The organism is Bradyrhizobium hipponense (genome assembly GCF_008123965.1).
GTDB lineage: Bacteria > Pseudomonadota > Alphaproteobacteria > Rhizobiales > Xanthobacteraceae > Bradyrhizobium > Bradyrhizobium hipponense.
On the sequence record NZ_VSTH01000019.1, the window covers coordinates 101,751 to 126,995 of the forward strand.

Below are 25,245 nucleotides of genomic sequence, written 5' to 3' on the forward strand. Positions count from 1 at the left end.
CGGCCCTCGTCCGCGATCCCGGGAGTCCATCATGATCGGTCTGATCCGCGCCCTCACACTCTGCGCCACGCTGGCGTTCGGCCTTGCGGCCGCGCAAGGCGCGGACAAGGCCTTCAAGCGCGACGACCTGGCGGATTCCGGGATCAAGCTGGAGGCGCAGATCAAGAGCGAGGCGGGGCCAGTCGCCAAGACCAACGCGACGCTGCGCAACGACGCCGATGCTGCTTTCCGCCGCAACGATGTCCGCAGCGGCCTGTCGGTCCTCGGCCAGATCGCCGCAACGACGCCCGAGGATGCCGGCAACTGGTTGCGGCTGGCCAAGGTCATCTTCCAGATCACGCCGAAGAACTCGAGCGAGCAGACCTTCCTGCTGGAGCGCGCCTCGACCGCGTCTTACATCGCTTACATGCGCGCCGGTAACCCGGGCGAGGAGGCCGACGCGCTCGCCGTGCTCGGAAAATCGCTCGCCGAACGCAAGCTGTGGCGGCCGGCGCTGGATGCGCTGCGCCTGTCGCTCGACATGCGCGAGGTCGCCGACATCCGCGGGCAATATGAGAAGCTGCGCGACGAGTACGGCTTCCGGCTGCTCGACTATACCGTGGATTCGGACTCGGCCAGCCCGCGCGCCTGCTTCCAGTTCTCGGAAGAACTCGCCAAGCGCACCGACTTCGCGCCGTTCCTGGCGCTGGCGGGCCAGGACAAGCCGGCGCTATCGGCCGAAGGCAAGCAGCTCTGCGTCGACGGGCTGAAGCACGGCGAACGCTACAACGTCAATCTGCGCGCCGGCCTGCCGTCCACGGTCAAGGAAGGCCTGCCGAAATCGGCCGAGTTCAACATCTATGTGCGCGACCGCAAGCCGTTCGTGCGCTTCACCAGCCGCGCCTATGTGCTGCCCAGGACCGGTCAGCGCGGCATTCCCGTGGTCAGCGTCAACACGCCGGCAGTGAACATCAACGTGTTCCGGATCGGCGACCGTAACCTTATCAACACGGTGGTCGACAGCGATTTCCAGAAGACGTTGTCGCGCTACCAGCTCACCGATCTCGGCGGCGAGCGCGGCGTGAAAGTCTGGTCCGGCGAGCTTGCGACCGCGACGACGCTCAACCAGGACGTCACCACCGCATTCCCGGTCGACCAGGCGCTCGGCGAGCTTCAGCCCGGCGTCTACGTGATGACGGCGGCCGCCAAGGGGCCAGGCTCCGACGACGACTACCAGCTCGCGACCCAATGGTTCATCGTCTCCGACCTCGGCGTGTCGGCCTATTCCGGCAATGACGGCATTCATGTCTTCGTCAATTCGCTGGCTTCGACCGATCCGGTCGGCAAGGCCGAAGTGCGGCTGGTCGCGCGCAACAACGAGATTTTGGCCACCCGCAAGACCGACGACAGCGGCCACGTCCTGTTCGAGGCGGGCCTTGCGCGCGGCGAGGGCGGCCTGTCGCCGGCGCTGCTGACGGTCACGGGCGAAAAGGCCGACTACGCCTTCCTCAGCCTGAAGACCTCTGCCTTCGATCTGTCCGATCGCGGCGTCGCGGGTCGTGCTGTTCCAGCCGGCGCCGATGCCTTCGTCTATGCCGAGCGCGGCGTCTACCGCTCCAGCGAGACGGTCTATCTCACCGCGCTGCTCCGCGACGGGCAGGGCAATGCCGTCACCGGCGGGCCGCTGACGCTGGTGATCGAACGTCCCGATGGCGTCGAATTCCGCCGCGCCGTGCTGGCCGACCAGGGCGCCGGCGGCCGCACGCTGTCCGTGCCGCTCAACTCGGCAGTCCCGACCGGGACGTGGCGGGTGCGCGCCTTCACCGATCCGAAGGGCTCTTCGGTCGGCGAGACCACTTTCATGGTCGAGGATTACGTCCCCGACCGGATCGAATTCGACTTGTCCGCCAAGGACAAGCTGATCAAAGCTAATGCTCCAGTGGAGCTCAAGGCGGACGGTCATTTCCTCTATGGCGCGCCGGCCTCCGGCCTTCAGCTCGAAGGCGACATGCTGGTCGCGCCCGCCACCGAGCGGCCGGGTTTTGCCGGCTACCAGTTCGGCGTCGCCGACGAGGAGACCACCTCGAACGAGCGCACGCCGCTGGAGAACCTGCCCGAGGCGGACGCCAACGGCGTCGCCACCTTCCCGGTGACACTGGACAAGCAGCCGGCTTCGACGCGTCCGCAGGAGGCACAGATCTTCGTCCGCATGGTGGAGACGGGCGGCCGCGCCGTCGAGCGCAAGCTGGTGCTACCGGTCGCGCCCGCCAACGCCATGATCGGCATCAAGCCGTTATTCGGCGACAAGAACGTTGCAGAAGGCGACAAGGCGGAGTTCGACGTCCTGTTCGTCTCCCCTGAGGGCAAGACGCTTCCCCGCGACGGCCTGCGCTACGAGCTCCTGAAGATGGAGTCGCGCTACCAGTGGTATCGCCAGAACAATTACTGGGAGTACGAGCCGGTCAAGTCGACTTCGCGCGTCGCGGACGGCGACGTCACGGTCGCCGCCGACAAGCCGGCACGCATCTCGCTGACGCCGCGGCCCGGCCGCTATCGGCTCGATGTGAGGTCGAACGATGCGGACGGCCCGGTGACCTCGGTGCAGTTCGACGTCGGCTGGTATTCCGACGGCAGCGCCGACACGCCGGACTTGCTGGAGACCTCGATCGACAAGCCACAATACGCCTCCGGCGAGACCATGACCGTGTCGGTCAATGTCCGCAGTGCCGGCAAGCTCACCGTCAACGTGCTCGGCGATCGTCTGCTGACGACGCAGACCATCGACGTCAAGGAAGGCACCGCGCAGGTCAAGATCCCCGTCGGCAAGGACTGGGGCACCGGCGCCTATGTGGTGGCGACGCTGCGCCGTCCGCTCGATGCCGCCGCGCAACGCATGCCGGGCCGGGCGATCGGCCTGAAATGGTTCGGCATCGACAAGCAGACCCGCACGCTGGCCGTGAAGCTGACGCCGCCGGCGCTGGTTCGGCCGAACGCGATGCTCAAGATCCCGGTCAAGATCGACGGGCTCAATCCGGGCGAAGATGCCAAGATCGTCATCGCCGCGGTCGATGTCGGCATCCTCAACCTTACCAACTACAAGCCGCCGGCGCCGGATGACTATTATCTCGGCCAGCACCGCCTCAGCGCTGAGATCCGCGATCTCTATGGGCAACTCATCGACGGCATGTCTGGCACGCGCGGCCAGATCAAGTCCGGCGGCGATGCGGGTGCCGGCGAATTGCAGGGCTCGCCGCCCGCGCAAAAGCCACTAGCGCTCTATTCGGGCATCGTCACCGTCGCCGCCGACGGCGCCGCGGAGGTGAGCTTCGATATTCCAGAGTTTGCCGGCACCGCGCGCGTGATGGCGGTGGCCTGGACCGCCACCAAGCTCGGCCGTGCCAACACCGACGTGGTGATCCGCGACCCCGTGGTGCTGACCACGACCTTGCCGCGCTTCCTGCTCAACGGCGACCGCGGCACGGTCAATCTCGAGATCGACAATGTCGAGGGCCAGGCCGGAGATTACGTTATCAACGTCAAGGCGGGCGGCCCGGTGAAGATGACCGGCAATCCCGCGACCACCGTCAAGCTCGCCGCCAAGCAGCGCAACTCGTTCTCGCTCGCAATCGATGCGACCGCGGCGGGACAGGCGACGCTCGACGTCGACATCAAAGGACCGAACGGCCTTACGCTCGCGCGGCACTATGCGCTCGACGTCAAGGCGGCGACGCAGGTGCTGGCGCGGCGCTCGATCCGGACGCTGGCAAAGGGTGAGAGCCTGACGCTGACCTCGGACATGTTCTCTGATCTCGTGCCGGGTACCGGCAGCGTGTCGGTCTCGGCCAGCCTCTCGACCGCGCTCGATGCCGCGACGATCCTGAAAGCGCTCGACCGTTATCCCTATGGCTGCTCGGAGCAGATCACCAGCCGCGCCATGCCGTTGCTCTATGTCAACGAGCTTGCGGCCGGCGCGCATCTGGCCATGGACACCGAGGTGGACCAGCGCATCCGCGACGCGATCGAGCGGCTCCTGGCGCGCCAGGGTTCGAACGGCTCGTTCGGCCTGTGGTCGGCCGGCGGCGACGACGCCTGGCTGGATGCCTACGTCACGGACTTTTTGACCCGCGCCCGTGAAAAGGGCTTTGTGGTGCCGGACGTGCTGTTCAAGAACGCGCTCGACCGCATCCGCAACTCGGTCGTCAACGGCAACGAACCGGAGAAAGACGGCGGCCGCGATCTCGCCTACGGCCTCTACGTGCTCGCCCGCAATGGCGCAGCGCCAATCGGCGATCTCCGCTATCTCGCCGACACCAAGCTGAGCAACCTGGCAACACCGATCGCGAAATCGCAGCTCGCGGCGGCGCTCGCGCTGGTCGGCGACCGCAACCGGGCGGAGCGCGTCTATGGTGCGGCCCTCGACTCGCTCGCACCAAAACCGGTGCTTGAGTTCGGCCGCACCGATTACGGCTCGCAACTCCGCGATGCTGCGGCGCTGGTGTCGCTCGCCAGCGAAGGCAATGCGCCGAGGGCAACGCTGACGCAGGCCGTGTCGCGGGTGGAAACCGCGCGCGGGCTGACGCCCTACACCTCCACGCAGGAGAATGCATGGCTGGTGCTGGCCGCACGCGCACTTGCCAAGGAGAACTTGTCTATGGAGGTCGACGGCCAGCCGGTCAAGACCGCGCTCTACCGCAGCTACAAGGCGGTAACGCTGGACGGTAAACCGCTGAAGATCACCAACACCGGTGATGCATCGGTGCAGGCGGTGGTCTCGGTCTCGGGCTCGCCGGTCACGCCGGAGCCGGCGGCCTCGAATGGCTTCAAGATTGAGCGCAGCTATTTCACGCTCGGTGGCAAGCCGGCCGACATCAGCAAGGTCAAGCAGAACGACCGTTTTGCGGTGGTGTTGAAGATCACCGAGGCAAAGCCGGAGTACGGGCACATCATGGTGTCCGATTATCTGCCGGCCGGCCTCGAGATCGACAATCCAAAGCTGGTCTCGTCCGGGGACAGCGGTACGCTGGACTGGATCGAGGATGGCGAGGAGCCGGAGGATACCGAATTCCGCGACGACCGCTTCACCGCGGCGGTCGACCGTGCCTCGGACTCCAAGTCGGTGTTCACCGTCGCCTATGTCGTGCGTGCAGTCTCGCCCGGCAAATATGTGCTGCCGCAGGCCTATGTCGAGGACATGTACAACCCTTCGCGCTACGGCCGCACCGGGACGGGCACCGTCGAGGTGCGGGCGGCGAAGTGAGTGCTATGAGATGAGTGAAGTCGCGCCACACGCTCCGTCGTCATGCCCGGGCAAAAGCGCGAAGCGCGTCTTCGCGCAGATGTCCCGGGCATCCACGGTCTGTGGCGCCGCAAGCGAGAACGTGGATGGCCGGGACAAGCCCGGCCATGACGGGCGGAGAGGGCGACGCGCTCTTCGCTTCGTCTCAGTTGCTGCTTTCACATTCATTCTCGCGATCGCCGCCTTCGTCGCCTGGGTCTACTCGCTCGGCCCGCTGCCGCTCGACGAAGCCCGCGTCGTCTCCACCACCATCATCGACCGCAACGGAAAACTGCTGCGCGCCTATGCCATGGCGGACGGCCGCTGGCGGCTGCCGGTCGATGCCAAGGCGAACATCGATCCGACCTATCTGAAGCTGCTGCTCGCCTATGAGGATCAGCACTTCTACAGCCATGACGGCATCGACCCGCTGGCGCTCGGCCGCGCCGCATTGCAGCTCACAACACGTGGCCATATCGTCTCCGGCGGCTCGACCATCACCATGCAGCTTGCGCGGCTGATGGAGCCGCGGCAGCAGCGCTCGCTCTATGCAAAGCTGCGGCAGATTGTGCGTGCGATCGAGATCGAGCGAAAGCTGAGCAAGGAGCAGATCCTCAACCTCTATCTTGCGCTCGCGCCTTACGGCGGCAATCTCGAAGGCATCCGCGCCGCCTCGATCGCTTATCTCGGCAAGGAGCCGAAGCGGCTGTCGCTGGCCGAGGCCGCGCTGCTGGTCGCGCTGCCGCAATCGCCGGAGACGCGCAGGCTCGATCGTTATCCCGACGCCGCGCGCAAGGCGCGTGACCGCGTGCTCGACCGCATGGTCGAGGAGCATCAGGTCAGTCTTGAAGACGCGAGGCAGGCCAAGGCCGTTCCGGTGCCGAAGTTGCGCAAGCCGATGCCGATCCTGGCGCCGCATGCTTCTGACAGCGCCCTTTCGACGGTCAAGGACACGCCGGTCATCAAGCTGACGCTGGATGCGAATTTGCAGAAGGTGCTGGAGCCGCTGGCGCGCGACCGCGCCATTGCGCTCGGGCCGAACATCTCGGTCGGCATCATCGTCGTCGACAATGAGAGCGGCGACGTGCTCGCCCGCGTCGGCTCGGCCGATTATTTCGACGAGCACCGGGCAGGACAGGTCGACATGACCCGCGCCATCCGCTCGCCGGGTTCGACCCTGAAGCCCTTTATCTACGGGCTGGCCTTCGAGGACGGCTTTGTCCACCCCGAAAGCCTGATCGACGACCGACCGGTCCGCTTCGGCTCCTACGCGCCGGAAAATTTCGACATGACGTTCCAGGGCACCGTGCCGGTGAAGAAGGCGCTGCAGATGTCGCTGAACGTGCCCGCGATCGTGCTGCTCGACCGCGTCGGCGCGAGCCGGCTGGCGTCGCGGCTGCGGCAGGCGGGCGGCAATCTGGTCTTGCCGAAGGACGAGGCGCCGGGGCTTGCCATGGGCCTCGGCGGCGTCGGCGTGAGCCTCCAGGACCTGGTTCAGCTCTATACCGGTTTCGCCCGGCTCGGCAGCACGAAGCCGCTGCGCGAGGTCATGGCGGACAAAGACGCGCGCGAGCCGCTGCGGCTGCTCGACCCGGTCGCGGCCTGGCAGGTCGGCAGCGTGCTGCTCGGCACACCGCCGCCGGAAAACGCTGCGCATAACCGCATCGCCTTCAAGACCGGTACTTCCTACGGCTACCGCGACGCCTGGTCGGTCGGGTTCGACGGCCGCATAACCATCGGCGTCTGGGTCGGCCGGCCCGACGGTGCGCCGGTTCCGGGCTTGATCGGCCGCGTGGCCGCCGCGCCCATTCTGTTCGATGCCTTTGCCCGGACCGGTAAAACGCTCGTGCCGCTGCCGAAGCCGCCGAAGGGCACTCTGGTCGCCAGCAATGCGAAGCTGCCGTTGCCGCTGAAGCGGTTCCGTCCCGTGGGCGAATTGGTCAGGACCGGGGGCGAGCAGGTCCTGCACATCCAGTTCCCGCTCAACGGTTCCCGGATCGATGTCGATCGCTCGAGCGGATCCGAGGCGGCCGTCATGCCCGTCAAGGTCGCCGGCGGGGTCTTGCCCATGACCATTCTGGTTAACGGCACGTCGCTCGGCGAGATCGACGGACGCCGCCAGCGCTTGATCGATCCGCCCGGACCCGGCTTTGCTCGCCTGACCGTGATCGACGCCACGGGCGCCGCGGACACAGTCGTCATTCGAATTCAATGACCTTCTCTCAAGCGGTTGTGGCGATAGCGGTTTCAGCGTAAGCGGAACCGATGGTCGAGACCTACCCAAGCCCCCGTTTTGGCGCGCCGCGAGAGCCGAAATCGCCCGTGAATCCGGGTAGCCGGCTCGTGCTCATGCTCGACTTCGTCACGGCCAGCCAAGCCCGCGCCGTCGGCTTTCTGATGCTCTGTGCGCTGCTGCTGTTCTTGCCGGGCTTCTTCACCATCCCGCCGATCGACCGCGACGAGGCGCGCTTTGCGCAGGCCACCAAGCAGATGGTCGAGAGCGGCGACTATATCGACATCCGCTTCCAGGAGGACGTCCGCTACAAGAAGCCGGTCGGCATCTACTGGCTGCAATCGGCTGCCGTCGAAACCGCTTCAGCGCTGGGGCTGCCTCGGGCCGAATTGCGAATCTGGGTCTATCGGCTGCCGTCGCTGATCGGAGCGACCGGCGCCGTGCTCATGACCTATTGGGCCGCGCTCGGCTTCGTCACGCGCCGCGCCGCGGTGCTGGCGGCGCTGATGATGTCTGCTTCCGTGCTGCTCGGCGTCGAGGCACGGCTCGCCAAGACCGATGCGATGCTGCTGTTCTGTGTGGTCGCGGCGATGGGCGCGATGGCGCGGGCCTATTTGTCCTGGCAGCGCGCCGAGGACGAGACGCATCCACCCTGGAGCTGGCCCGCGATCTTCTGGACCGCGCTGGCCGTCGGCATCCTGATCAAGGGACCGCTGATCCTGATGTTCGCAGGCCTGACCATCGTCGCGCTCGCAATCCAGGACCGCGACGCGTCCTGGCTGTGGAAGCTGCGCCCGGTCTGGGGCCTGATGTGGATGCTGGTGCTGGTGCTGCCCTGGTTCGTCGCGATCTTCTGGCGCGCAGGCGATGCCTTCTTCGCCGATTCCGTCGGCGGCGACATGCTGAGCAAGTTAGGGGCCCAGGAATCCCACGGCGCGCCGCCCGGACTTTACCTGGCGTTGTTCTGGATCACGTTCTGGCCCGGCGCGCCGCTTGCGGCGATGGCGGCGCCGGCGGTGTGGCGGGCGCGGCGCGAGCCCGGCGCGCAATTCCTGCTGGCGTGGCTGGTCCCGTCCTGGATCGTGTTCGAGGCGGTGCTGACCAAGCTGCCGCATTACGTGCTGCCGCTCTATCCGGCGATCGCGATTCTCACCGCCGGCGCGCTGGAGCGACGCGTGCTGTCGTGGTCCTGGCTGATGCGCGGCTCGGCCTGGTGGTTCGCGATCCCGGCGGGCGGCTCGATCATCGCGGTGGTGGGCGCCGTCATGCTGACGCGGCAGCCAGCTTTCGTGGCCTGGCCGTTCATCGCGGCTGCGCTGATTTTCGGGCTGTTCGCCTGGTGGCTCCACGACAACAACCGCGCCGAGCGCTCGCTGCTCAACGCGCTGGTCGCCGCCCTGATGCTGGCGGTGGCGATCTACGGAATCGTGCTGCCCTCGTTGATCCCGCTGTTTCCGAGCATCGAGATCGCGCGCGCCCTGCGCGGCGTCACCTGCGTTGGGCCGAAGGCGGCATCGGCAGGTTATCACGAGCCGAGCCTGGTGTTCCTGACCGGCACCTCGACGCTGCTCACCGACGGGTCGGGCGCAGCGGACTTCCTGCGGCAAGGAAGCTGCCGCTTCGCGCTGATCGAGCAGCGCTCGGAGCGCAGCTTCGTGCAGCGCGCCGAGGCGACCGGGCTGCGCTACAAGGTCGGCGCGCGCATCGATGGCTATAACTTCTCGCAAGGGCGCGCGATCTCGATCTCGATCTTCCGCTCGGAAGGTACCGAGTAGGATGTCGGCATCCAGCGACATCGCGCCGCGCGCGGGCTATCCCGCGCAACTGCTCGCGGTATCCTGGGGTGCGCTTGCGCAGCTGGTGCGCACGCCATCGCATTCGCGCCGTGCCGAGGCCGCGCGGAAGCTGGCGCGGCATTCGCTGTGGCTCAGCATGGCGGGCGCGGCGCTGGTCATCGCGCTCATGGTCGCGTTCGACCGCACCGAGATCCAGTTAATGCCGGCGCGTGGCACGCCGGGGCTGTGGCCGATCCGCATCCTCACCGATTTCGGCAAGGACGAGTACGTGCTCTCCGTGCTGGGCCTGGTGCTCGTGGCCGTCGCCCTTGTTGCGGCCAGCTTGCACGGCATCCACCGCACGCTCCTGCTCGGCCTCGGCACCCGGCTGCAATTCATGTTTCTGTCCGTTGCCGTCCCCGTGTTCGTCGCCGAGATTCTGAAATTTCTCATCGGCCGCGGGCGTCCATTCGTCGGCGGCCAGGCCAATCCGTTCAATTTCATACCGTTCGAGGGAACGGGAGCTTATGCCAGTCTGCCGTCCGGACACGCGGTGACGGCCTTCGCACTGGCGTTTGCGGTGTCCGCACTATGGCCGCGCCTGCGCGTGTTGATGTTCACCTACGCAATCGTGATCCTGCTGACGCGGCTGGTGCTGCTTGCGCACCATCCGAGTGACGTGGTGGCCGGCGCCCTGGTCGGCCTGGTCGGCGCTATGGCGGTCCGGTACTGGTTTGCGGCCCGAAGGCTCGGCTTTGCCATCCGCGCCGACGGCACCATCGTGGCGCTTCCGGGGCCGGTCGCGGGCCGCCTCAAAAGGGTTGCCCACGGGGCATCGGCCCCATAAAAGCGGCTGCCTGCCGGTGGGCCCGGTTCCCCGGGGCAGGCCAATTCCAACCACGAGCTTTCGATTTGTCGTCGTCCCAGCCTTCGGTTTCCATCGTCGTTCCCGTGCGCAACGAAGCCGATAACATCGCGCCTCTGATCGCGGAGATTGGTGCGGCGCTCGACGGCCGCTGGGCCTACGAGATCATCTACGTCAACGACGGCTCGACCGATGCGACCGGCGAACGTCTCGCCGGGATCATGCGGCAGCGGGACAATCTGCGTCAGCTTCGCCACGCCAGATCGACCGGTCAGTCCGCCGCGGTCCGCAGTGGCGTGCGCGCAGCGCGCGGCACGATCGTGGCCACGCTCGACGGCGACGGCCAGAACAATCCGGCCTTCCTGCCGGACCTGATCGCTGCGGTCGAGCAGGGAGCGGGGCGCGTCGGTCTCGCTGCCGGACAACGCGTCGGGCGCAAGGATACCGGCTTCAAGAAATTCCAGTCGCGGGTGGCGAATGGCATCCGCAACGCGATCCTGAAGGACGGCACGCGCGACACCGGCTGCGGGCTGAAGGCGTTCCCGCGCGAGGTCTTCCTGACAATGCCCTATTTCGACGGGCTGCATCGCTTCCTTCCGGCACTGGTTCGCCGTGAAGGTTACGAGATCGCTTATGTCGACGTGATCGACCGGCCGCGCCATTCCGGCGTCTCAAATTACGGCTTCTTCGACCGGCTGTGGATCGGGATCATGGATCTCGCCGGCGTGTGGTGGCTGATCCGCCGCAAGAAGCCGACACCGGATGTGACTGAGGTGAAGGCATGATCATCCAATACGGCCAGGCGCTGAGCAACTATTTCTATGACGTCTTCATCGCCAAGTTCGACTTCTGGCTCGCGTTCGGCCTGATCGCGCAGCTGTTCTTCACCGCGCGTTTCCTGGTGCAATGGATCGCGAGCGAGCGCGCCGGCAACAGCGTGGTGCCGATGGCGTTCTGGTTCTGCTCCATGGGCGGCGGTCTAATGACGCTGATCTACGGCATCGTGAAGCGTGAGCCCGTCATCATCCTCGGACAGGTCTTCGCCACCATCATCTATGTTCGCAACATCATGCTGATCTGGAAGAACCACGGCACTGCTTCGAAGACGCTCGATCGCTAATGCGGCCGGGACTAGCGCGGCAGCGCTGACGCCGCGCCTGACGCGGGCAGGGCGGCCGCATCCGCCTCGCTCTTGCGGTAAGGCTCGCCCGCTGTGTCCAGCACGGGATAGGCCACCGAGCAGATATGCGAATGGATGCGGCGCAAATCGCGCAGCACGTCGAGATGCAGCGACGTGGTCTCGATGGTCTCGGGGCGGCCTTCGCGCAGACGCTCGAGATGGCGCTCGACCGCTGCAAGCTCGGTGTTACGCAATGCCGTCTTCTCGACCAGCAGCTTGCGGGCCTCGTTGGCGTCGCCCGCCATGAACACGCCGAAGGCAATCCGCAGCGAATCCATTGTGCGCTTGTGGAAGGCGGCGAGCTCCTCGGCGCCCTCCGCCGAGAATTGGAAGCGCCGCTTGATCTTCTTGGTCGCGAGTTCGCTGAGACTCTTGTCGATGATGTCGCCGATATGTTCGAGGTTGATGGCGAAGGAGATGATCTCCATCGCGCGCCGGCCCTCGCTCTCGTCGAGGCTGCCCCGCATCAGCTTCGTCACATAGAGCTTGATGGCTTCGTCGAGGCCATCGACGGAATTGTCCATTTTCGAGACCTGGTCGACCAGCGCCCGGTCGCCCGTCATCATGGCGGCCATCACCTTGCGCAGCATGATTTCGACGAGGTCGCCCATGCGCAGGGTCTCGCGGGCGGCATCGGCGAGTGCCAGTGACGGTGTCTCCAGCGCGGTCTCGTCCAGATAGCGCGGCCGGGCCGGATCGGCCTCCTGGACGCGATCGGGCAGGATCCGGGTCAACAGGCGCGACATGGCGTCGAGCAGGCCGATGAAGATGACGGCGGTGCCGACGTTGAACGCAATGTGGAAGGCCGCCGTCATTCTGGCGAGATCGGGTTGCCAGGCCTGCATGTGCTCGGCGATCGTGCCCAGGAACGGCAGGACCAGGACGATGCCGATCACGCGGTTGATGAGATTGCCCACCGGCAGGCGATAGCTCGCAGGATCGTCACGCTTGGCGCCTTCGAACACGGGATTGATGGCGCTGCCGAGATTGGCCCCGAGCACCAGCGCGAGCGCGGCGTAAGGCGAGATGAACTGCGAATAGGCCAGCGACATGATCAGCAGCACGCTGGCGACGCTCGAATGCACCGCCCAGGTGATGAGCGCGGCAATGACGATGCACAGCACGGGATCGCCGGTAATCGCCGACATCGCGACACGGACGCCCGGTGCATTCTCGGCCGGCGCCAGCGTGTCGAGCAGGATATGCAGCGACAGCAGCATCAGGCCGAGGCCGATCAGGACGCGGCCGATGTCCTTGATGCGCGAGCGCGGGCCCAAGCGGAAGGCGACGAGCCCGAGCACAAACAGGACCGGCGCAACGGCTGCGATGTTGAACGACAGCACCTGCACGATCAGCGTCGTGCCGACATTGGCCCCTAACATGATGGCGAGCGCGGCGACGAGGCTGAGCAGGCCCTCGGCGGCGAAGGAGCTCGTGAGCAGCGCGGTCGCGGTGCTGCTCTGAAGCAGCGCCGTCAGCCCGAGGCCGGCGGCAAAGGCGCTGAAGCGGTTGCTCAGCGCCTTGCCGAGCAGCCGCCGCAGGTCGGGACCGAAAGCGCGCAGAATCCCGCTGTGGACCATGTGCAGGCCCCAGAGCAACAGCGCCACGCCGCCCATCAGATCGAGCAGAACCAACGTTCCCATGCTCCGTGTCCGGATTGGAGTCGAGTGGTGAGGCTAGCGCCAAACCACAACGGATCAAATCATTTGTTGGCGCGTCGGCGTTAACGTCTACGGCAGCCGCGCGTTCCCAAAAGGCGCGGTGCCGCGTCCTCAGGCGTGATGCCCAGTGAGCAGGCTCACATTGCAGCCTTGAGGGCAGCGAAGCCGCGGTCGAGATCGGCCTTGAGGTCGTCGACGCTTTCGAGCCCGATATGCAGACGCAGCGTCGGGCCGCCCGGCGCCCACTTGGTCGCGGTGCGATAGCTGTCGCAATCGAAGGGAATCACGAGGCTCTCGAAGCCGCCCCAGGAGAAGCCCATGCCGAACAGCTTGAGCGTGTCGAGCATGACATCGACGGCTTTCTGCGGCGCCGGCTTCAACACGATGCTGAACAGGCCCGATGCGCCGGTGAAGTCGCGCTTCCAGATCGTATGGCCCGGATCGGCTTCGAGCGCCGGATGCAGCACGCGCGCGACCTCGGGCCGGGTCGCGAGCCAGCGCGCTATATCGAGGCCGGAACGATGATGTTGCGCGAGCCGAACCGACAATGTGCGCAGGCCGCGCAGCGCGAGGAAGACGTCGTCGGGGCCGGCGCAGACGCCGAGCAGGCGGACGCCTTCGGCAATCTGCGGCCAGGCCTTGGCATTGGCGGAGATGGTGCCGAACATAATGTCGGAATGACCGCCGATATATTTGGTGGCAGCCTGCATGCTGATGTCGACGCCCTGTTCGAGCGAGCGGTGATAGAGCGGGGTTGCCCAGGTGTTGTCGTCGATGACGAGCGCGCCGTGCGCATGCGCGACATCGGCAATGGCGCGGATGTCGGGCATCTCGAAGGATTGCGAGCCTGGTGCCTCGACCAGTACCGCGCTTGTGTTGGGCTTGAACAGCTTTTCGATGCCCGCGCCGATCAGCGGGTCGAAATAGCTGGTCTCGATGCCGTAACGGGCGAGCAGGCCGTTGCAGAAATTGCGCGTAGGGCGGTAGACGTTGTCGCAGACCAGCAGATGGTCGCCGGCTTTCAGCACGGAAAGCAGAGTGGTGGAGATCGCCGCCAGCCCGGACGGAGCAATGCCGACACCGGCGCATTGGGGCCCCTCCAGCGCCATCAGCGTCTCCTGGAACGCCCTGGTGGTTGGGGTGCCATGGCGGCCATACTGGAACTCGCCGCGATGGGCGTGCAGGTCCTCGGCGGTCGGATAGAGCACGGTCGAGCCGTGAAAGACCGGCGGATTGACGAACCCCTTCTGCGCTTTGGTGTCGCGGCCGGAGGTGACCAGCCGGGTCTCGGCGTGCTGCTGGAGGGGGTCTGAGGAATCCATGCGTCTGCTTTCAAAACCGCGTTTCCGCCGGGCACGCGTCGCGCCCACGGGCCGGCCGGAGGCCGCTGTCGTTAATAACAGAACACAGAAGAGTCCCGTCAACCCCTTGACCCGGCTCGCCAGTCGCTCTCAGATGCGTAGGTGCTATTCAGTCGCCGCATGTTGAGGGGCCTGCCGCGACCTTCGATCCATCGTCTGACCGGACCGTGCGCCATAATCATCGTGGCGGGCGCGTGCGGCAGGGATGAAGGTATGGCCTCCCGGGATGGGCGAGTGTTCGGCGAGTTTTTCAGCATGACTCTTGCAAGGCCAGTCTTGATACGGCTGGCCCGGGCGGAGACGATCCTGAGACAACGTTCCAGATATTGAGACGACTTTGAAAGGCCAAAAGCCCATGAAACGCGTAACCCTGGCTCTCACCCTCGCTTTCGCCGCCGGCCTCACCGCCCAGGCTGCAGATGCGCAAACGCTCAAGACCGTCAAGGACCGGGGCATGCTGTCCTGCGGCGTCAGCCAGGGCCTGCCGGGCTTCTCCTCGCCCGACGACAAGGGCAACTGGACCGGGCTCGACGTCGACGTCTGCCGCGCGATCGCGGGGGAGATCTTCAACGATCCGACCAAGGTCAAGTTCGTGCCGTTGTCCGCCAAGGATCGCTTCACGGCGCTGCAATCCGGCGAAATCGACGTGCTCTCGCGCAATACCACCTGGACCATCTCGCGCGACACCTCGCTCGGTGCCAACTTCACCGGCGTGACCTATTATGACGGGCAGGGCTTCATGGTGAAGAAATCGCTCAAGGTGAATTCGGCACTCGAGCTCAACAGCGCCTCAGTCTGCGTGCAGACGGGGACCACCACCGAGCAGAATCTCGCCGACTACTTCAAGGCCAACAACATGAAGTACGAGGTGATCGCGTTCGGCACCAACGACGAAACCGTCAAGGCTTATGAAGCTGGCCGTTGCGACGTCTTCACCACCGATCAGTCGGGCCTGTACGCCAATCGCCTGAAGCTTGCCAATCCCGGTGAGCATATGGTGCTCCCGGAAATCATCTCGAAGGAGCCGCTCGGGCCGATGGTGCGCCACGGCGACGACCAGTGGTTCGACATCGTGAAATGGACGCTGTTCGCCCTGATCACTACCGAAGAGCTCGGCGTGACCGCGAAGAACGTCGATGAGAAGGCGAAGCTCGAAAATCCGGAGCTGAAGCGCGTCCTCGGGAGCGACGGCAATTTCGGTGAACAGCTCGGCCTGACCAAGGACTGGGTGGTGCGGATCGTGAAGGCCGTCGGCAATTACGGCGAGATGTTCGATCGCAACGTTGGCGCGGGCTCGCCGCTCGCCATCAATCGCGGTCTGAACAATCTCTGGAATAAGGGCGGTCTCCAGTACGCGCCGCCGATCCGCTGATCCGCGCGCGCCGCCCGCGGCATGAGCACCGAGGCCCGCAAACCGCCAGCCCAGATCGCGCTGAAGATCAGGCGCGTGCTGGGCGGCAAGACCGGCTGGAACGGCATCGCCGTTCAGTTTGCGTTCGCGGCGATTCTGGGCTGGATTGCCTATGAAATCGTCTCCAACGCCCGCACCAACCTCGAGAACCAGCACATTGCCGCTGGCTTCGGCTTCCTCAGGAACAATGCAGGCTTCGACGTCAATCAGACCCTGATCTCGTACACGGGGTCCGACACGTTCTTGCGCGTGTTCATGGTCGGGCTCCTGAACACGCTCATCGTCTCGGTGGTGGGCATCGTCTTCGCCACGACGATCGGCTTCATCGTTGCGCTATGCAGGTTGTCACCCAATTGGCTCTTGTCGCGCATCGGCGAGCTCTATGTCGAGATCATCCGCAACCTGCCGCTTCTGTTTCAGATCCTATTCTGGTACCTGGCGGTGCTCGCGGCATTGCCCAACCCGCGACAGAGCATATCCCTTTTGGGCATCTTCTTCGTCAGCAACCGCGGACTGGTCGTTCCCAGTCCGATCGCCGAATCCGGGTTCGAGGCGTTTCTGGCGGTACTAGCGCTCGGCATCGTCGCGTCGCTGGCGTTGCGCTTTTATGCGCGGCGTGCGCTGTTTCAGCGCGGCCATCTGATCCGCATCTGGCCCTATGTATTGGGGCTCCTGTTCTGGCTTCCGCTGCTCACGATGCTGGTGTTCGGTCCGCCCTTCAGCTTCGAGCTGCCGCAGCTCAAGGGTTTCAATTTCGCCGGCGGATCGCGGATCATCCCGGAGTTCGTAGCGCTGGCGCTGGCCTTGTCGACATACACGGCCGCCTTCATCGCTGAGATCGTGCGCGCCGGCATTCTCTCCGTGCACAGCGGACAGATGGAGGCGGGAGCGTCACTGGGGCTGAGCCGCGGCACCACGCTCCGGCTCATCGTCGTGCCGCAGGCCATGCGCGTCATCGTGCCGCCGCTGACCAACCAGTATCTCAACCTCACCAAGAATTCTTCGCTAGCAGTCGCGATCGGCTATCCCGACCTGGTGTCGGTATTCGCCGGCACGTCGCTGAGCCAGACCGGTCAGGCGATCGAGATCATCGCCATGACGATGGGCGTCTACCTCCTGATCTCGCTCATCACCAGCGCCGTCATGAGCATCTACGGTTGGCGCATCAGCCGGAGCCTCGGCGCATGAGCGATATCACCTCGTCCGCCTTCATCCGTGAAGATCTGGTCGCCGAACGTCCGGCGCCGGTGAAGACCACGGGCTTCATCGGCCTGGTGCGCACCCGCCTGTTCAATTCGCCGACCAATATCTTGCTCACGATCGCCGGCGCCTTGCTGCTCTGGTTCACCATCGTTCCCTCCGTCAAGTTCCTGGTGGTCGATGCGGTCTGGTCGGGCAACGATCGGACCTCTTGTCTTGCAGAGACTGCAGGATTTGCCGTCGGTGCCTGCTGGCCCTACATCCAGGCCAAGCTTCCGCAGTTGATCTACGGTTTCTATCCCGAGGCCGAACGCTGGCGGGTCAATCTTACTCTCGTCCTGGCAGTGGTTCTGCTGTTGCCGCTGTTGATTCCGCGCCTGCCGGCGAAGGGGTTCAACGCCGGCCTGTTCTTCTTCGCCTTTCCGATGGTCGCGTTCTTCCTGCTGCACGGTGGTGGTCTCGGCGGCTTCGGCCTGAGCTGGACGGCCGGCCTGCTGCAATTGTTCGACGACAGCATCATCGGCGCCGGACAGGCCGTGCTCAGCCTCAGCAAGAGCTCGTCAATCGGACCGCTACTGTGGGTCGTCGGCAACCTCATCCTGCTGGTGGGCACCGCGATCTACTGGCTGATCTATCCGCTGACCTGGCTGCGCGACCAGCTCCAGGGGACGGGGCAGTCGGTCTGGACCGATTTCGCCATCACGGCTGTCGTCGTCACCCTGATCGCCTTCTTCCTCGGCGGTGGCGTACGCGCCGGCTGGCGCGCCCTCGCATCGAGCATCGCCGCCTTCGTCGCCGTTGCGATCATCATCAAGCTGATGGGGCTCGATCACGGCGGACTGCCCATCGTGCAGACGAATTTGTGGGGCGGACTGCTGGTGACGCTGGTGGTCTCCGTGACCGGCATCGTTACCTCGCTGCCGATCGGCATCGTGCTGGCGCTCGGCCGCCGCTCCACCATTCCCCTGATCCGGATCTTCTCGATCGCCTTCATCGAGTTCTGGCGCGGCGTGCCGCTGATCACCGTGCTGTTCTTCGCCACCTACATGCTGCCCTTGTTCCTGCCCGGCAATTTCACGGTCGACGGTCTGGTGCGCGCGTTGATTGGAATTTCGCTGTTTACGGGCGCCTATCAGGCCGAGAACGTCCGCGGCGGGTTAGCTGCGATCCCGCGCGGGCAGGGCGAAGCGGCGGCCGCCCTGGGGCTGTCCTGGTGGAAGATGACCTCGCTGATCGTCCTGCCGCAGGCGCTGCGCCACGTCATCCCCAACCTCGTCAACAGCTTCATCTCGCTGTTCAAGGACACCTCGCTGGTCTCGATCGTGGCGCTGTTCGACCTTCTTGGCTCGCTCAGGGCGTCATTCTCGGACCCGAAATGGTCGACGCCATCGACTGCGTTCACCGGCTTTGCCTTCGCCGGCATCATCTACTTCATCTTCTGCTTTGGAATGTCGCGCTATTCGCTGTTCGTCGAGCACCGCCTCAACGCCCACCGCCGCAACTGATCGAGCTCACCATGTCCAACAGCCCCATCGTCAAGATTTCCGGCCTCAACAAATGGTACGGCGAATTCCACGTGCTGCGCGACATCGATCTTTCGGTCGAGAAGGGCGAACGCATCGTGATCTGCGGCCCCTCCGGTTCGGGCAAGTCGACGCTGATCCGCTGCATCAATGCGCTCGAGGAGTTCCAGGAGGGCGAGATCGTCGTCGACGGCATCGAGCTCGGACCGAATCTCAAGCACGTCGATGCGGTGCGCCGCGAGGTCGGCATGGTGTTCCAGAGCTTCAACCTGTTTCCGCACCTGACCGTGCTGGAGAACTGTACGCTGGCGCCGATTTGGGTGCGCAACATTCCGAAGAAGGACGCCGAAATCAACGCGATGAAATTCCTGGAGCGGGTCAAGATCCCGCATCAGGCCAACAAGTTTCCGGGGCAGATGTCCGGCGGCCAGCAGCAGCGCGTCGCGATCGCCCGCGCGCTGACCATGAACCCGAAGGTGATGCTGTTCGACGAGCCGACCTCGGCGCTCGATCCCGAAATGGTCAAGGAAGTGCTCGACACCATGGTCGACCTCGCCCGGGAAGGCATGACCATGCTGGTGGTCACCCACGAGATGGGCTTTGCCCGGGAAGTCGCCAACCGGGTCGTGTTCATGGATGCCGGCCAGATCATCGAGGCCAACACGCCGAACGAATTCTTCGCCAACCCGCAGCATGCGCGCTCGAAGCTGTTCTTGAGCCAGATCCTGCGGTGACGTGATTCCTCATGGTGAGGAGCGTGCCAAGCACGCGTCTCGAACCATGACGGCCCGGCCGTTTGCCGCGGCGATCCATCGAGACGCTGCGCCGAGCGCCGCGCCTACGGATAGGCCATAGGGCTCGGCTTTTCGGGGTACGCCGCGTTCGAGCTGGAGCTAGGCGCACCAGGCGCTAGACGAACGGCGGCTTGATGTTGCTGCGCTTCTCCAGCCACTCCGGCACGGGGAGATTCTTGGCGCGCATGAAGTCCGCATTGAACAGTTTCGACTGGTAGCGGCTGCCTGAATCGCACAGCACGGTCACGATCGTCTTGCCCGGCCCGAGCTGTTTTGCGAGGCGCACGGCACCGGCGATGTTGATGCCGGTCGAGCCGCCGAGGCAGAGGCCTTCGTGCTGGAGCAGCTCGTAGATCACGCTGACGGCCTCAGTGTCGGAAATGAGATAGGCATCATCGACATTCGCGGTCTCGATGACTGGTGTCTTGCGTCCGAGCCCGATGCCTTCGGTGATCGAGTCGCCCGGCGTCGATTTCACCTCACCATTCTTGAAAAGCTCGTACATCCCGAAGCCGTGCGGATCGGCACAGGCGGTGACAATGTCCTTGTTCTTTTCCTTGAGGTACCGGCTGACGCCAGCGAGCGTGCCGCCAGTGCCTACCGAGCAGACGAAGCCGTCGACCTTGCCGCCGGTTTGCTCCCAGATCTCGGGGCCGGTGGATTCGTAGTGCGCCTTCGCGTTGTCGAGATTGTTCCACTGGTCTGCGAACAACACGCCGTTCGGCTCGGTCTTGCGCAACTCATCGGCGAGGCGGCGGCCGACATGCTGGTAGTTGTTGGGATTGGCATAGGGCAGAGCCGGCACCTCGATCAGCTCGGCGCCGCACAGCTTGAGAAATTCCTTCTTCTCCTGGCTCTGCGTCTCCGGGATCACGATCAGCGTGCGGTAGCCGCGCGCGCTTGCGACGACCGCAAGGCCAATGCCGGTATTGCCGGCGGTCGCCTCCACCACGAGACCGCCAGGCCTGAGCTCACCGCGCTTCTCGGCCTCCAGGATCATCCATTTGCCGGCGCGGTCCTTCACGGACTGGCCGGGATTCATGAACTCGGCCTTGCCGAGAATGGTGCAGCCGGTCAATTCCGAGGCGCGCTTCAGCTTGATGAGCGGGGTGTTGCCGATGGCTTCGACAACGTCATTTTTGATGGTCATGTCAGGCAATTACCGGCTGGTTTATGACGTGGGCGCTGACCCTAAAGTAGGGCCACCGGCCATACAAGCCGGCCCTGCAAACTCTTATTGCTGCTTTGCGAAGATGACGTGCCGGACATCGATATTCCCGGACAGGAATCCGGCCTCGCAATAAGACAGATAATACTCCCACAGCCGCCGGAACCGGTCATCAAAACCCAGCGGGATGAGGCCAGGCCAGGCGGCACGGAAGTTATTTCGCCAACTGGCAAGCGTCTTGGCATAATCTTGTCCGAAGATGCGCTCGCCGATAACGGGAATGCCGAACCGGTCCCCGAGCGACTTGAGCACGGCGGGCGAGGGTAGCATGCCGCCGGGAAAGACGTAGTGCTGGATGAAGTCCACCTCGCGCCGGTAGCTCTGGAACAGTCTGTCCTGGATGGTGATGGCCTGGATGCCGGCAAGCCCGCCGGGCAGCAGCCGGTCACGCAACTGTGCGAAATATTTCGGCCAGAACTGCTCGCCGACCGCCTCGATCATCTCGATCGAGGCGATCCGGTCGTAGCGGTTGCGCTCGTCGCGATAGTCCTGGAGGCGGATCTCGACCTTCTCGGCAAGGCCCGCTTCGTGGATGCGCTTTTGCGCGAAATCGCGCTGCTCGGTCGATATCGTCAGGCCGACCACGCTTGTGCCGTACGTCTTCGCGGCAAATTCGGCAAAGCCGCCCCAGCCACAGCCGATCTCCAGCAGCTTCTGGCCGGGTTTCAAGTCGAGCGCTTCAGCCAGCCTGCGGTATTTGTTGGCCTGCGCCGCGGTGAGGTCTGATGAGCTCTCCTCGAACAGGGCCGAGGAGTAGGTCATGGTGGGGTCGAGCCAGGCCGAATAGAACGCATTGCCGATGTCGTAATGGGCGTGGATGTTGCGCCGCGCCTGGCGGCGGGTGTTGCGCCTGAACCAGTGCCGCACCAGCTGGACAAACCGCATCAGCGGTTTGTCGCGCAGCATGGCTTCGATCAGGTCATGGTTGACGCAGAACAGATAGAGGAACTGGGTGAGGTCCGGCGTATCCCAGTCGCCGGCGAGATAGGCTTCCGCAATCCCGATATCGCCGCCGTTGATCAGGCGCGAGGCAAAGCCATAATTGTGCAGCCGCATCGCCGCATTCGGGCCCGGCTCCTGGCCACCAAGGCGGATCACGCGACCGTCGGGCAGGGTGATGTCCAGCGTCCCGCGCCGCAGCCGCGAGCCGAAGTAGAGCGCCATGCGAACGATGCGCGGCAGGTCGGCGAGTACTGTTTCCACATTTTCGGGCGTCACCGAGACGACATTCGGCATTGGCGGATCCATCACCTGAACGGGTACGGTCCGACCGCGAGCCAAGCGCGCCCAACTCTTCATTTCGCCAGACCTTGAGCGCGCCCCGCATGCAGTCAGCATTAGGAATATAAGCGCGGATTTTGTCAGCTGCCATGATTTTGCCATCTGCCATACGCCTTCGACCGGCACATGCTCCGAAACTAAAGGTTGACGGTCTGGCGATCCCGTTTCGATGATGACGATGCGCACCCGCAGGCATCCCTGGTCTGCAAGCAAAGGTGCGCTTCGGCCGGGATTCCCGGGGCGCACGGGGCCGGCTTCGTTGGCCGGGCGCTGGTGTGGCGCCCAATATCACATGAAATCTTGGTAAGCTTGAAGGCGCTTCGAAATACGGCATGAGTGCAAAAAGTCCTTGCGAGACAATGCGATTTGGCATTCTCCCGCACCGGAGATCGACGCGTTCACGTGACCGTTTCGCAGGTGCGGGACTGTCCCGCAGTTCCGCACCCGGCTAGGATGGATTTCAGGTCCCGCAGAAAAGCATCGCCTGTGAACGAGTTGCCCAAAGGCCCCCACCTGTTTTGCCGCGAATCGGTTAACCCGTTTGCGCGTTGGCGGCTGGACCTGCCCGGCAGGGGGTGGATGTGACACGGCAAGTTCCGGCGGTCGCCATGCGGCGATCTCTTGGGTCCGCTTCCCGGACGCTGCGTGCGGCGCGCTGGCTGACTGCGGTTTGCCTCGCCGCAAGTTCGGGAGCCTGCGTCTTGACCCAGGATCTTCCCGATCCCGCGCTCGACGTTCCCGCACAGTACAAATATGCGGGCAAGCCGGACGCCCGGCCGACGCTGGACTGGTGGCGCGGCTTCCGCTCCGCGGAGCTGACGCAACTGATGGAGGAGGCGCAGACCGTCAACCTCGACATCGCGGCTGCGGTCTCGCGCATCGTCGAGGCCGACGCCCAGGCGCGGCAGGCGGGCGCGGCGTTGCTGCCGAGCGTGTCGACCGGCGGGTCGGAAACCTATTCGCGCACCTCAGGCGCAAGCGCGTCCGGTCTTTCCATTGGTGGCCGGGAGGTCGTCAACTATTCGGCCTCACTGAGCGCGAGTTACCAGCTTGATTTCTGGGGCCAAAACCGCGACGCGCTGCAATCGGCGGAAGAGACCGCCAATGCCAACCGCTTCGATCGTGATGTGGTTGCGCTGACGACGCTCGCGAGCGTCGCCAACGCCTATTTCCAGTTGCTGGCCTCGCAGGATCGCCTGAAGACAGCACAGGGCAACATCGCGAGCGCGCAGCGCATTCTCGATGCCATCCGCGAGCGCCGCAAGGCCGGCACCGGCACCGATCTCGATGTCGCCCAGCAGGAGAGCGTGCTGGCCAACCAGAAGGCGCTGGTGCCGCCGCTGCGCCAGACGCTCGACCAGAACGCCAACGCACTCGCGGTGCTGGTGGCGCGGCCGCCGGAGAGCGTGCGCGTGCTCGGCGGCTCGCTGAACCGGATCGCGATCCCGCGCGTAACGCCGGGCCTGCCGTCGGAGCTTTTGACACAGCGGCCAGACATCCGCAGGCAGGAGGCGCAGCTCGCTTCCGCCACAGCGAACATCGGCAATGCCCGCGCGCAGTTCTTTCCGAGCATCCAGTTGACCGGCAATGGCGGCTATCAGAGCTCGGCGCTGGTCTCGCTGTTTCAGCCGCACGCGGCGTTCTTCCAGCTCGTTGGCAGCGCAACCCAGCCGATCTTCGACGGCGGCAAGATCCTCGGCAATTTCGAATATGCCAAGGCGCGGCAGGACGAGTTGCTCCAAACCTACCGCAAGACCATCATCCAGTCCTTTGCCGACGTCGACAATGCGCTGTTCTCGATCAAGCAGACCACGATCAAGCTGCAATTGCAGCGCGACGTTGTTGCTGCCTCGCGCCGCGCCTTCGATCTCTCCGAGCAGCAGTTGCACGCCGGCACGGCCGATATCGTCACCGTGCTCAACACGCAGCTGACCCTGTTCCAGGCCGAAGACGCGCTATCCCAAGCACAACTCGCACGGCTTCTGGCCATCGTCAGCCTGTATCAGGCGCTCGGCGGCGGTTGGGAGCCGCGAATGGAGAAACCGGTCAATGCTCTTTAAGCCGGACGCCAAGGACGATGCGAAGAAGGCAGGCGCGAAAAGATCGCGCCGCCGCGGCTTCGTCATGACGCTGATCACGCTCGCGATCCTCGGCGGTCTCGGCTATCTCGGCTGGACCGCCATGCATCAACAGCCGGCAAACAACCGTAACCAGCGGCCCGACCTGCCGGTGCCGGTGCTGGCGGCGACCCCACGCATCCAGGACGTGCCGGTCTATCTTGACGGCGTCGGCGCGATCCGCGCGCTCAACACCGTGACCGTGCGCTCGCAGGTCGACGGCAAGCTGATCGCGGTCAATTTCACCGAAGGCCAGGACGTCAAGAAGGGCGATGTGGTCGGCGAGATCGATCCTGCGATCTACCAGGCGGCGTATGACCAGGCCGTCGCCAAGAAGGCGCAGGATCAGGCGCAGCTCGCCAACCAGCGCATTGACCTGACCCGCTACGAGCAGCTCGCCGCGTCGAACGCCGGCTCCAAGCAGCAGGCCGATACGCAGCGCGCGCTGGTCGCGCAGACCGAGGCGCTGGTCAAGGCAGACCAGGCCGCGATCGACAATGCGGCGGCGACGCTTAGCTACACCAAGATCGTTGCGCCGATCTCGGGGCGCGTCGGCCTGCGCCAGGTCGATCAGGGCAACATCATCCACGCCTCAGACACCATCGGCCTCGTGGTGATCACGCAGTTGCAGCCGATCGCTGTGTGGTTCAGCCTGCCGCAACAGCAGATCATGCGAGTCAATGCGGCCGCCGCCAAGGGCGCGCTCGCCGTCGACGTGTTCGGCAATGACGGCGTCACCGTGATCGACACCGGCAAGCTCACCGGCATCGACAACCAGGTCGACCAGACCACCGGCACGCTCAGGCTCAAGGCGGAATTCCCCAACGCCAACTATCAGCTATGGCCCGGCCAGTTCGTCAATGTCCGCCTCAAGGTCGAGACGCTGACGCAGGCGCTGGTGGTGCCGACCTCGGCGGTGCAACGCGGCCCGATCGGGACATTCAGCTACGTCATCGGCGAGGGCGACATCGTCTCGGCTAAACCGGTGACGGTGACGCAGCAGAACGAGCATGACGCCGTCATCGCCAGCGGCCTGTCGGCGAACGACAAGGTGGTGACGACAGGTTTTGCCAATCTGTCCGACGGCTCCAAGGTGATCGTCGGCCGCAGCGATCAAACGCCATCGGCCGATCTGGCGCCACGCAAGCGCTCGCGTGGGCCCGACGCTCAGAAGAAGGATGGCCCCAAGGAGGGCGTCAAAGAAGGCCAGGGCGAGGGGCAAAAGGACGGGCAAGGCAAGGGCGGTGAACTCCGCGCCAAGCGAAACAGCAGCGAAGGCGACCAGAAAGGACAGACCGGGCCGGCGCCGGGACCTCCGCCAAGTCCAGGGGCAGCGAGCAGCGGAGCAAAGCAGCCATGATT

Annotated in this window: 16 protein-coding genes; 12 read left to right on the top strand and 4 right to left on the bottom strand. The window is 64.9% G+C overall.

Going from position 1 to position 25,245, the window contains the following annotated elements; all coding sequences use genetic code 11:
- Nucleotides 1-31 precede the first annotated feature (31 nt).
- The 6 genes from FXV83_RS06735 to FXV83_RS06760 all read left to right on the top strand — a co-directional run bounded on the left by FXV83_RS06735 (nt 32) and on the right by FXV83_RS06760 (nt 11,247).
- Nucleotides 32-5,236: an alpha-2-macroglobulin family protein gene (locus FXV83_RS06735; protein WP_148738419.1), complete on the top strand. Its 5,205-nt coding sequence runs from the start codon at nt 32-34 to the stop codon at nt 5,234-5,236.
- Nucleotides 5,237-5,315: 79 nt separating this feature from the next.
- On the top strand, nt 5,316-7,469 hold the full coding sequence (gene pbpC, locus FXV83_RS06740) for a penicillin-binding protein 1C (RefSeq protein ID WP_235939325.1): 2,154 nt from the start codon (nt 5,316-5,318) through the stop codon (nt 7,467-7,469).
- A 50-nt stretch (nt 7,470-7,519) separates the two neighbouring features.
- Nucleotides 7,520-9,262, top strand: a complete 1,743-nt coding sequence (locus tag FXV83_RS06745) for an ArnT family glycosyltransferase (RefSeq protein ID WP_148738420.1) — start codon at nt 7,520-7,522, stop codon at nt 9,260-9,262.
- Nucleotide 9,263: 1 nt separating this feature from the next.
- Nucleotides 9,264-10,109 carry a phosphatase PAP2 family protein gene (locus FXV83_RS06750; protein ID WP_148738421.1) on the top strand — a complete coding sequence of 282 codons (846 nt, stop codon included), beginning with the start codon at nt 9,264-9,266 and terminating at the stop codon, nt 10,107-10,109.
- A gap of 65 nt (nt 10,110-10,174) precedes the next feature.
- Complete coding sequence (locus FXV83_RS06755) at nt 10,175-10,912, top strand: glycosyltransferase family 2 protein (RefSeq protein ID WP_148738422.1); 738 nt, start codon at nt 10,175-10,177, stop codon at nt 10,910-10,912.
- The gene (locus FXV83_RS06760) at nt 10,909-11,247 is read left to right on the top strand and encodes a lipid-A-disaccharide synthase N-terminal domain-containing protein (protein WP_148738423.1); all 339 of its coding nucleotides are present in this window, start codon (nt 10,909-10,911) and stop codon (nt 11,245-11,247) included. The genes FXV83_RS06755 and FXV83_RS06760 overlap by 4 nt, the downstream gene beginning before the upstream one ends.
- Nucleotides 11,248-11,258: 11 nt before the next feature.
- Here the strand turns inward: FXV83_RS06760 and FXV83_RS06765 are convergent, their stop codons facing one another.
- Nucleotides 11,259-12,950 (bottom strand): Na/Pi cotransporter family protein, encoded by a 1,692-nt coding sequence (locus FXV83_RS06765; protein WP_148738424.1) that lies wholly within the window; start codon nt 12,948-12,950, stop codon nt 11,259-11,261.
- Between the two features lie 155 nt (nt 12,951-13,105).
- Nucleotides 13,106-14,290, bottom strand: coding sequence for a cystathionine beta-lyase (gene metC, locus FXV83_RS06770; protein ID WP_148738425.1), 1,185 nt, complete (start codon nt 14,288-14,290; stop codon nt 13,106-13,108).
- Nucleotides 14,291-14,684: 394 nt separating this feature from the next.
- On the opposite strand from metC, the gene FXV83_RS06775 reads away from it, so the two are divergent.
- Genes FXV83_RS06775 through FXV83_RS06790 form a run of 4 tightly spaced genes read left to right on the top strand, consistent with a single transcriptional unit; the run spans nt 14,685 to nt 19,197 of the window.
- Entirely contained in the window at nt 14,685-15,701 is a 1,017-nt protein-coding gene (locus FXV83_RS06775; RefSeq protein WP_148738426.1) for an amino acid ABC transporter substrate-binding protein, read from the top strand.
- A 21-nt stretch (nt 15,702-15,722) separates the two neighbouring features.
- Nucleotides 15,723-16,928, top strand: coding sequence for an amino acid ABC transporter permease (locus FXV83_RS06780; RefSeq protein ID WP_148738427.1), 1,206 nt, complete (start codon nt 15,723-15,725; stop codon nt 16,926-16,928).
- Nucleotides 16,925-18,445, top strand: a complete 1,521-nt coding sequence (locus tag FXV83_RS06785) for an amino acid ABC transporter permease (RefSeq protein ID WP_148738428.1) — start codon at nt 16,925-16,927, stop codon at nt 18,443-18,445. The genes FXV83_RS06780 and FXV83_RS06785 overlap by 4 nt, the downstream gene beginning before the upstream one ends.
- Nucleotides 18,446-18,456: 11 nt before the next feature.
- A complete protein-coding gene (locus FXV83_RS06790; RefSeq protein ID WP_148738429.1) occupies nt 18,457-19,197 on the top strand; it encodes an amino acid ABC transporter ATP-binding protein in 741 nt (246 codons plus the stop codon).
- Between the two features lie 175 nt (nt 19,198-19,372).
- Here the strand turns inward: FXV83_RS06790 and FXV83_RS06795 are convergent, their stop codons facing one another.
- The gene (locus FXV83_RS06795; RefSeq protein ID WP_148738430.1) at nt 19,373-20,407 is read right to left on the bottom strand and encodes a cysteine synthase A; all 1,035 of its coding nucleotides are present in this window, start codon (nt 20,405-20,407) and stop codon (nt 19,373-19,375) included.
- Nucleotides 20,408-20,491: 84 nt separating this feature from the next.
- Nucleotides 20,492-21,721 carry an SAM-dependent methyltransferase gene (locus FXV83_RS06800; RefSeq protein ID WP_148738431.1) on the bottom strand — a complete coding sequence of 410 codons (1,230 nt, stop codon included), beginning with the start codon at nt 21,719-21,721 and terminating at the stop codon, nt 20,492-20,494.
- 653 nt (nt 21,722-22,374) lie between these two features.
- Here FXV83_RS06800 and FXV83_RS06805 point away from each other — a divergent pair.
- Together FXV83_RS06805 and FXV83_RS06810 are read left to right on the top strand one after the other, a co-directional pair.
- The gene (locus tag FXV83_RS06805) at nt 22,375-23,826 is read left to right on the top strand and encodes an efflux transporter outer membrane subunit (RefSeq protein ID WP_235939326.1); all 1,452 of its coding nucleotides are present in this window, start codon (nt 22,375-22,377) and stop codon (nt 23,824-23,826) included.
- Nucleotides 23,816-25,243, top strand: a complete 1,428-nt coding sequence (locus FXV83_RS06810; protein WP_148738433.1) for an efflux RND transporter periplasmic adaptor subunit — start codon at nt 23,816-23,818, stop codon at nt 25,241-25,243. The genes FXV83_RS06805 and FXV83_RS06810 overlap by 11 nt, the downstream gene beginning before the upstream one ends.
- Nucleotides 25,244-25,245 lie beyond the last annotated feature (2 nt).

Excerpts from the sequence above, each read along its gene's own strand:
- metC (WP_148738425.1), bottom strand. The coding sequence starts at position 14,290 with ATGGATTCCTCAGACCCCCTCCAGCAGCACGCCGAGACCCGGCTGGTC.
- FXV83_RS06775 (WP_148738426.1), top strand. The coding sequence starts at position 14,685 with ATGAAACGCGTAACCCTGGCTCTCACCCTCGCTTTCGCCGCCGGCCTC.
- FXV83_RS06810 (WP_148738433.1), top strand. The coding sequence starts at position 23,816 with ATGCTCTTTAAGCCGGACGCCAAGGACGATGCGAAGAAGGCAGGCGCG.
- FXV83_RS06780 (WP_148738427.1), top strand. The coding sequence starts at position 15,723 with ATGAGCACCGAGGCCCGCAAACCGCCAGCCCAGATCGCGCTGAAGATC.
- FXV83_RS06800 (WP_148738431.1), bottom strand. The coding sequence starts at position 21,721 with ATGCCGAATGTCGTCTCGGTGACGCCCGAAAATGTGGAAACAGTACTC.
- FXV83_RS06745 (WP_148738420.1), top strand. The coding sequence starts at position 7,520 with ATGGTCGAGACCTACCCAAGCCCCCGTTTTGGCGCGCCGCGAGAGCCG.
- FXV83_RS06750 (WP_148738421.1), top strand. The coding sequence starts at position 9,264 with ATGTCGGCATCCAGCGACATCGCGCCGCGCGCGGGCTATCCCGCGCAA.
- FXV83_RS06790 (WP_148738429.1), top strand. The coding sequence starts at position 18,457 with ATGTCCAACAGCCCCATCGTCAAGATTTCCGGCCTCAACAAATGGTAC.
- FXV83_RS06765 (WP_148738424.1), bottom strand. The coding sequence starts at position 12,950 with ATGGGAACGTTGGTTCTGCTCGATCTGATGGGCGGCGTGGCGCTGTTG.
- FXV83_RS06760 (WP_148738423.1), top strand. The coding sequence starts at position 10,909 with ATGATCATCCAATACGGCCAGGCGCTGAGCAACTATTTCTATGACGTC.
- FXV83_RS06785 (WP_148738428.1), top strand. The coding sequence starts at position 16,925 with ATGAGCGATATCACCTCGTCCGCCTTCATCCGTGAAGATCTGGTCGCC.
- FXV83_RS06795 (WP_148738430.1), bottom strand. The coding sequence starts at position 20,407 with ATGACCATCAAAAATGACGTTGTCGAAGCCATCGGCAACACCCCGCTC.
- FXV83_RS06805 (WP_235939326.1), top strand. The coding sequence starts at position 22,375 with ATGCGGCGATCTCTTGGGTCCGCTTCCCGGACGCTGCGTGCGGCGCGC.
- FXV83_RS06735 (WP_148738419.1), top strand. The coding sequence starts at position 32 with ATGATCGGTCTGATCCGCGCCCTCACACTCTGCGCCACGCTGGCGTTC.
- pbpC (WP_235939325.1), top strand. The coding sequence starts at position 5,316 with ATGTCCCGGGCATCCACGGTCTGTGGCGCCGCAAGCGAGAACGTGGAT.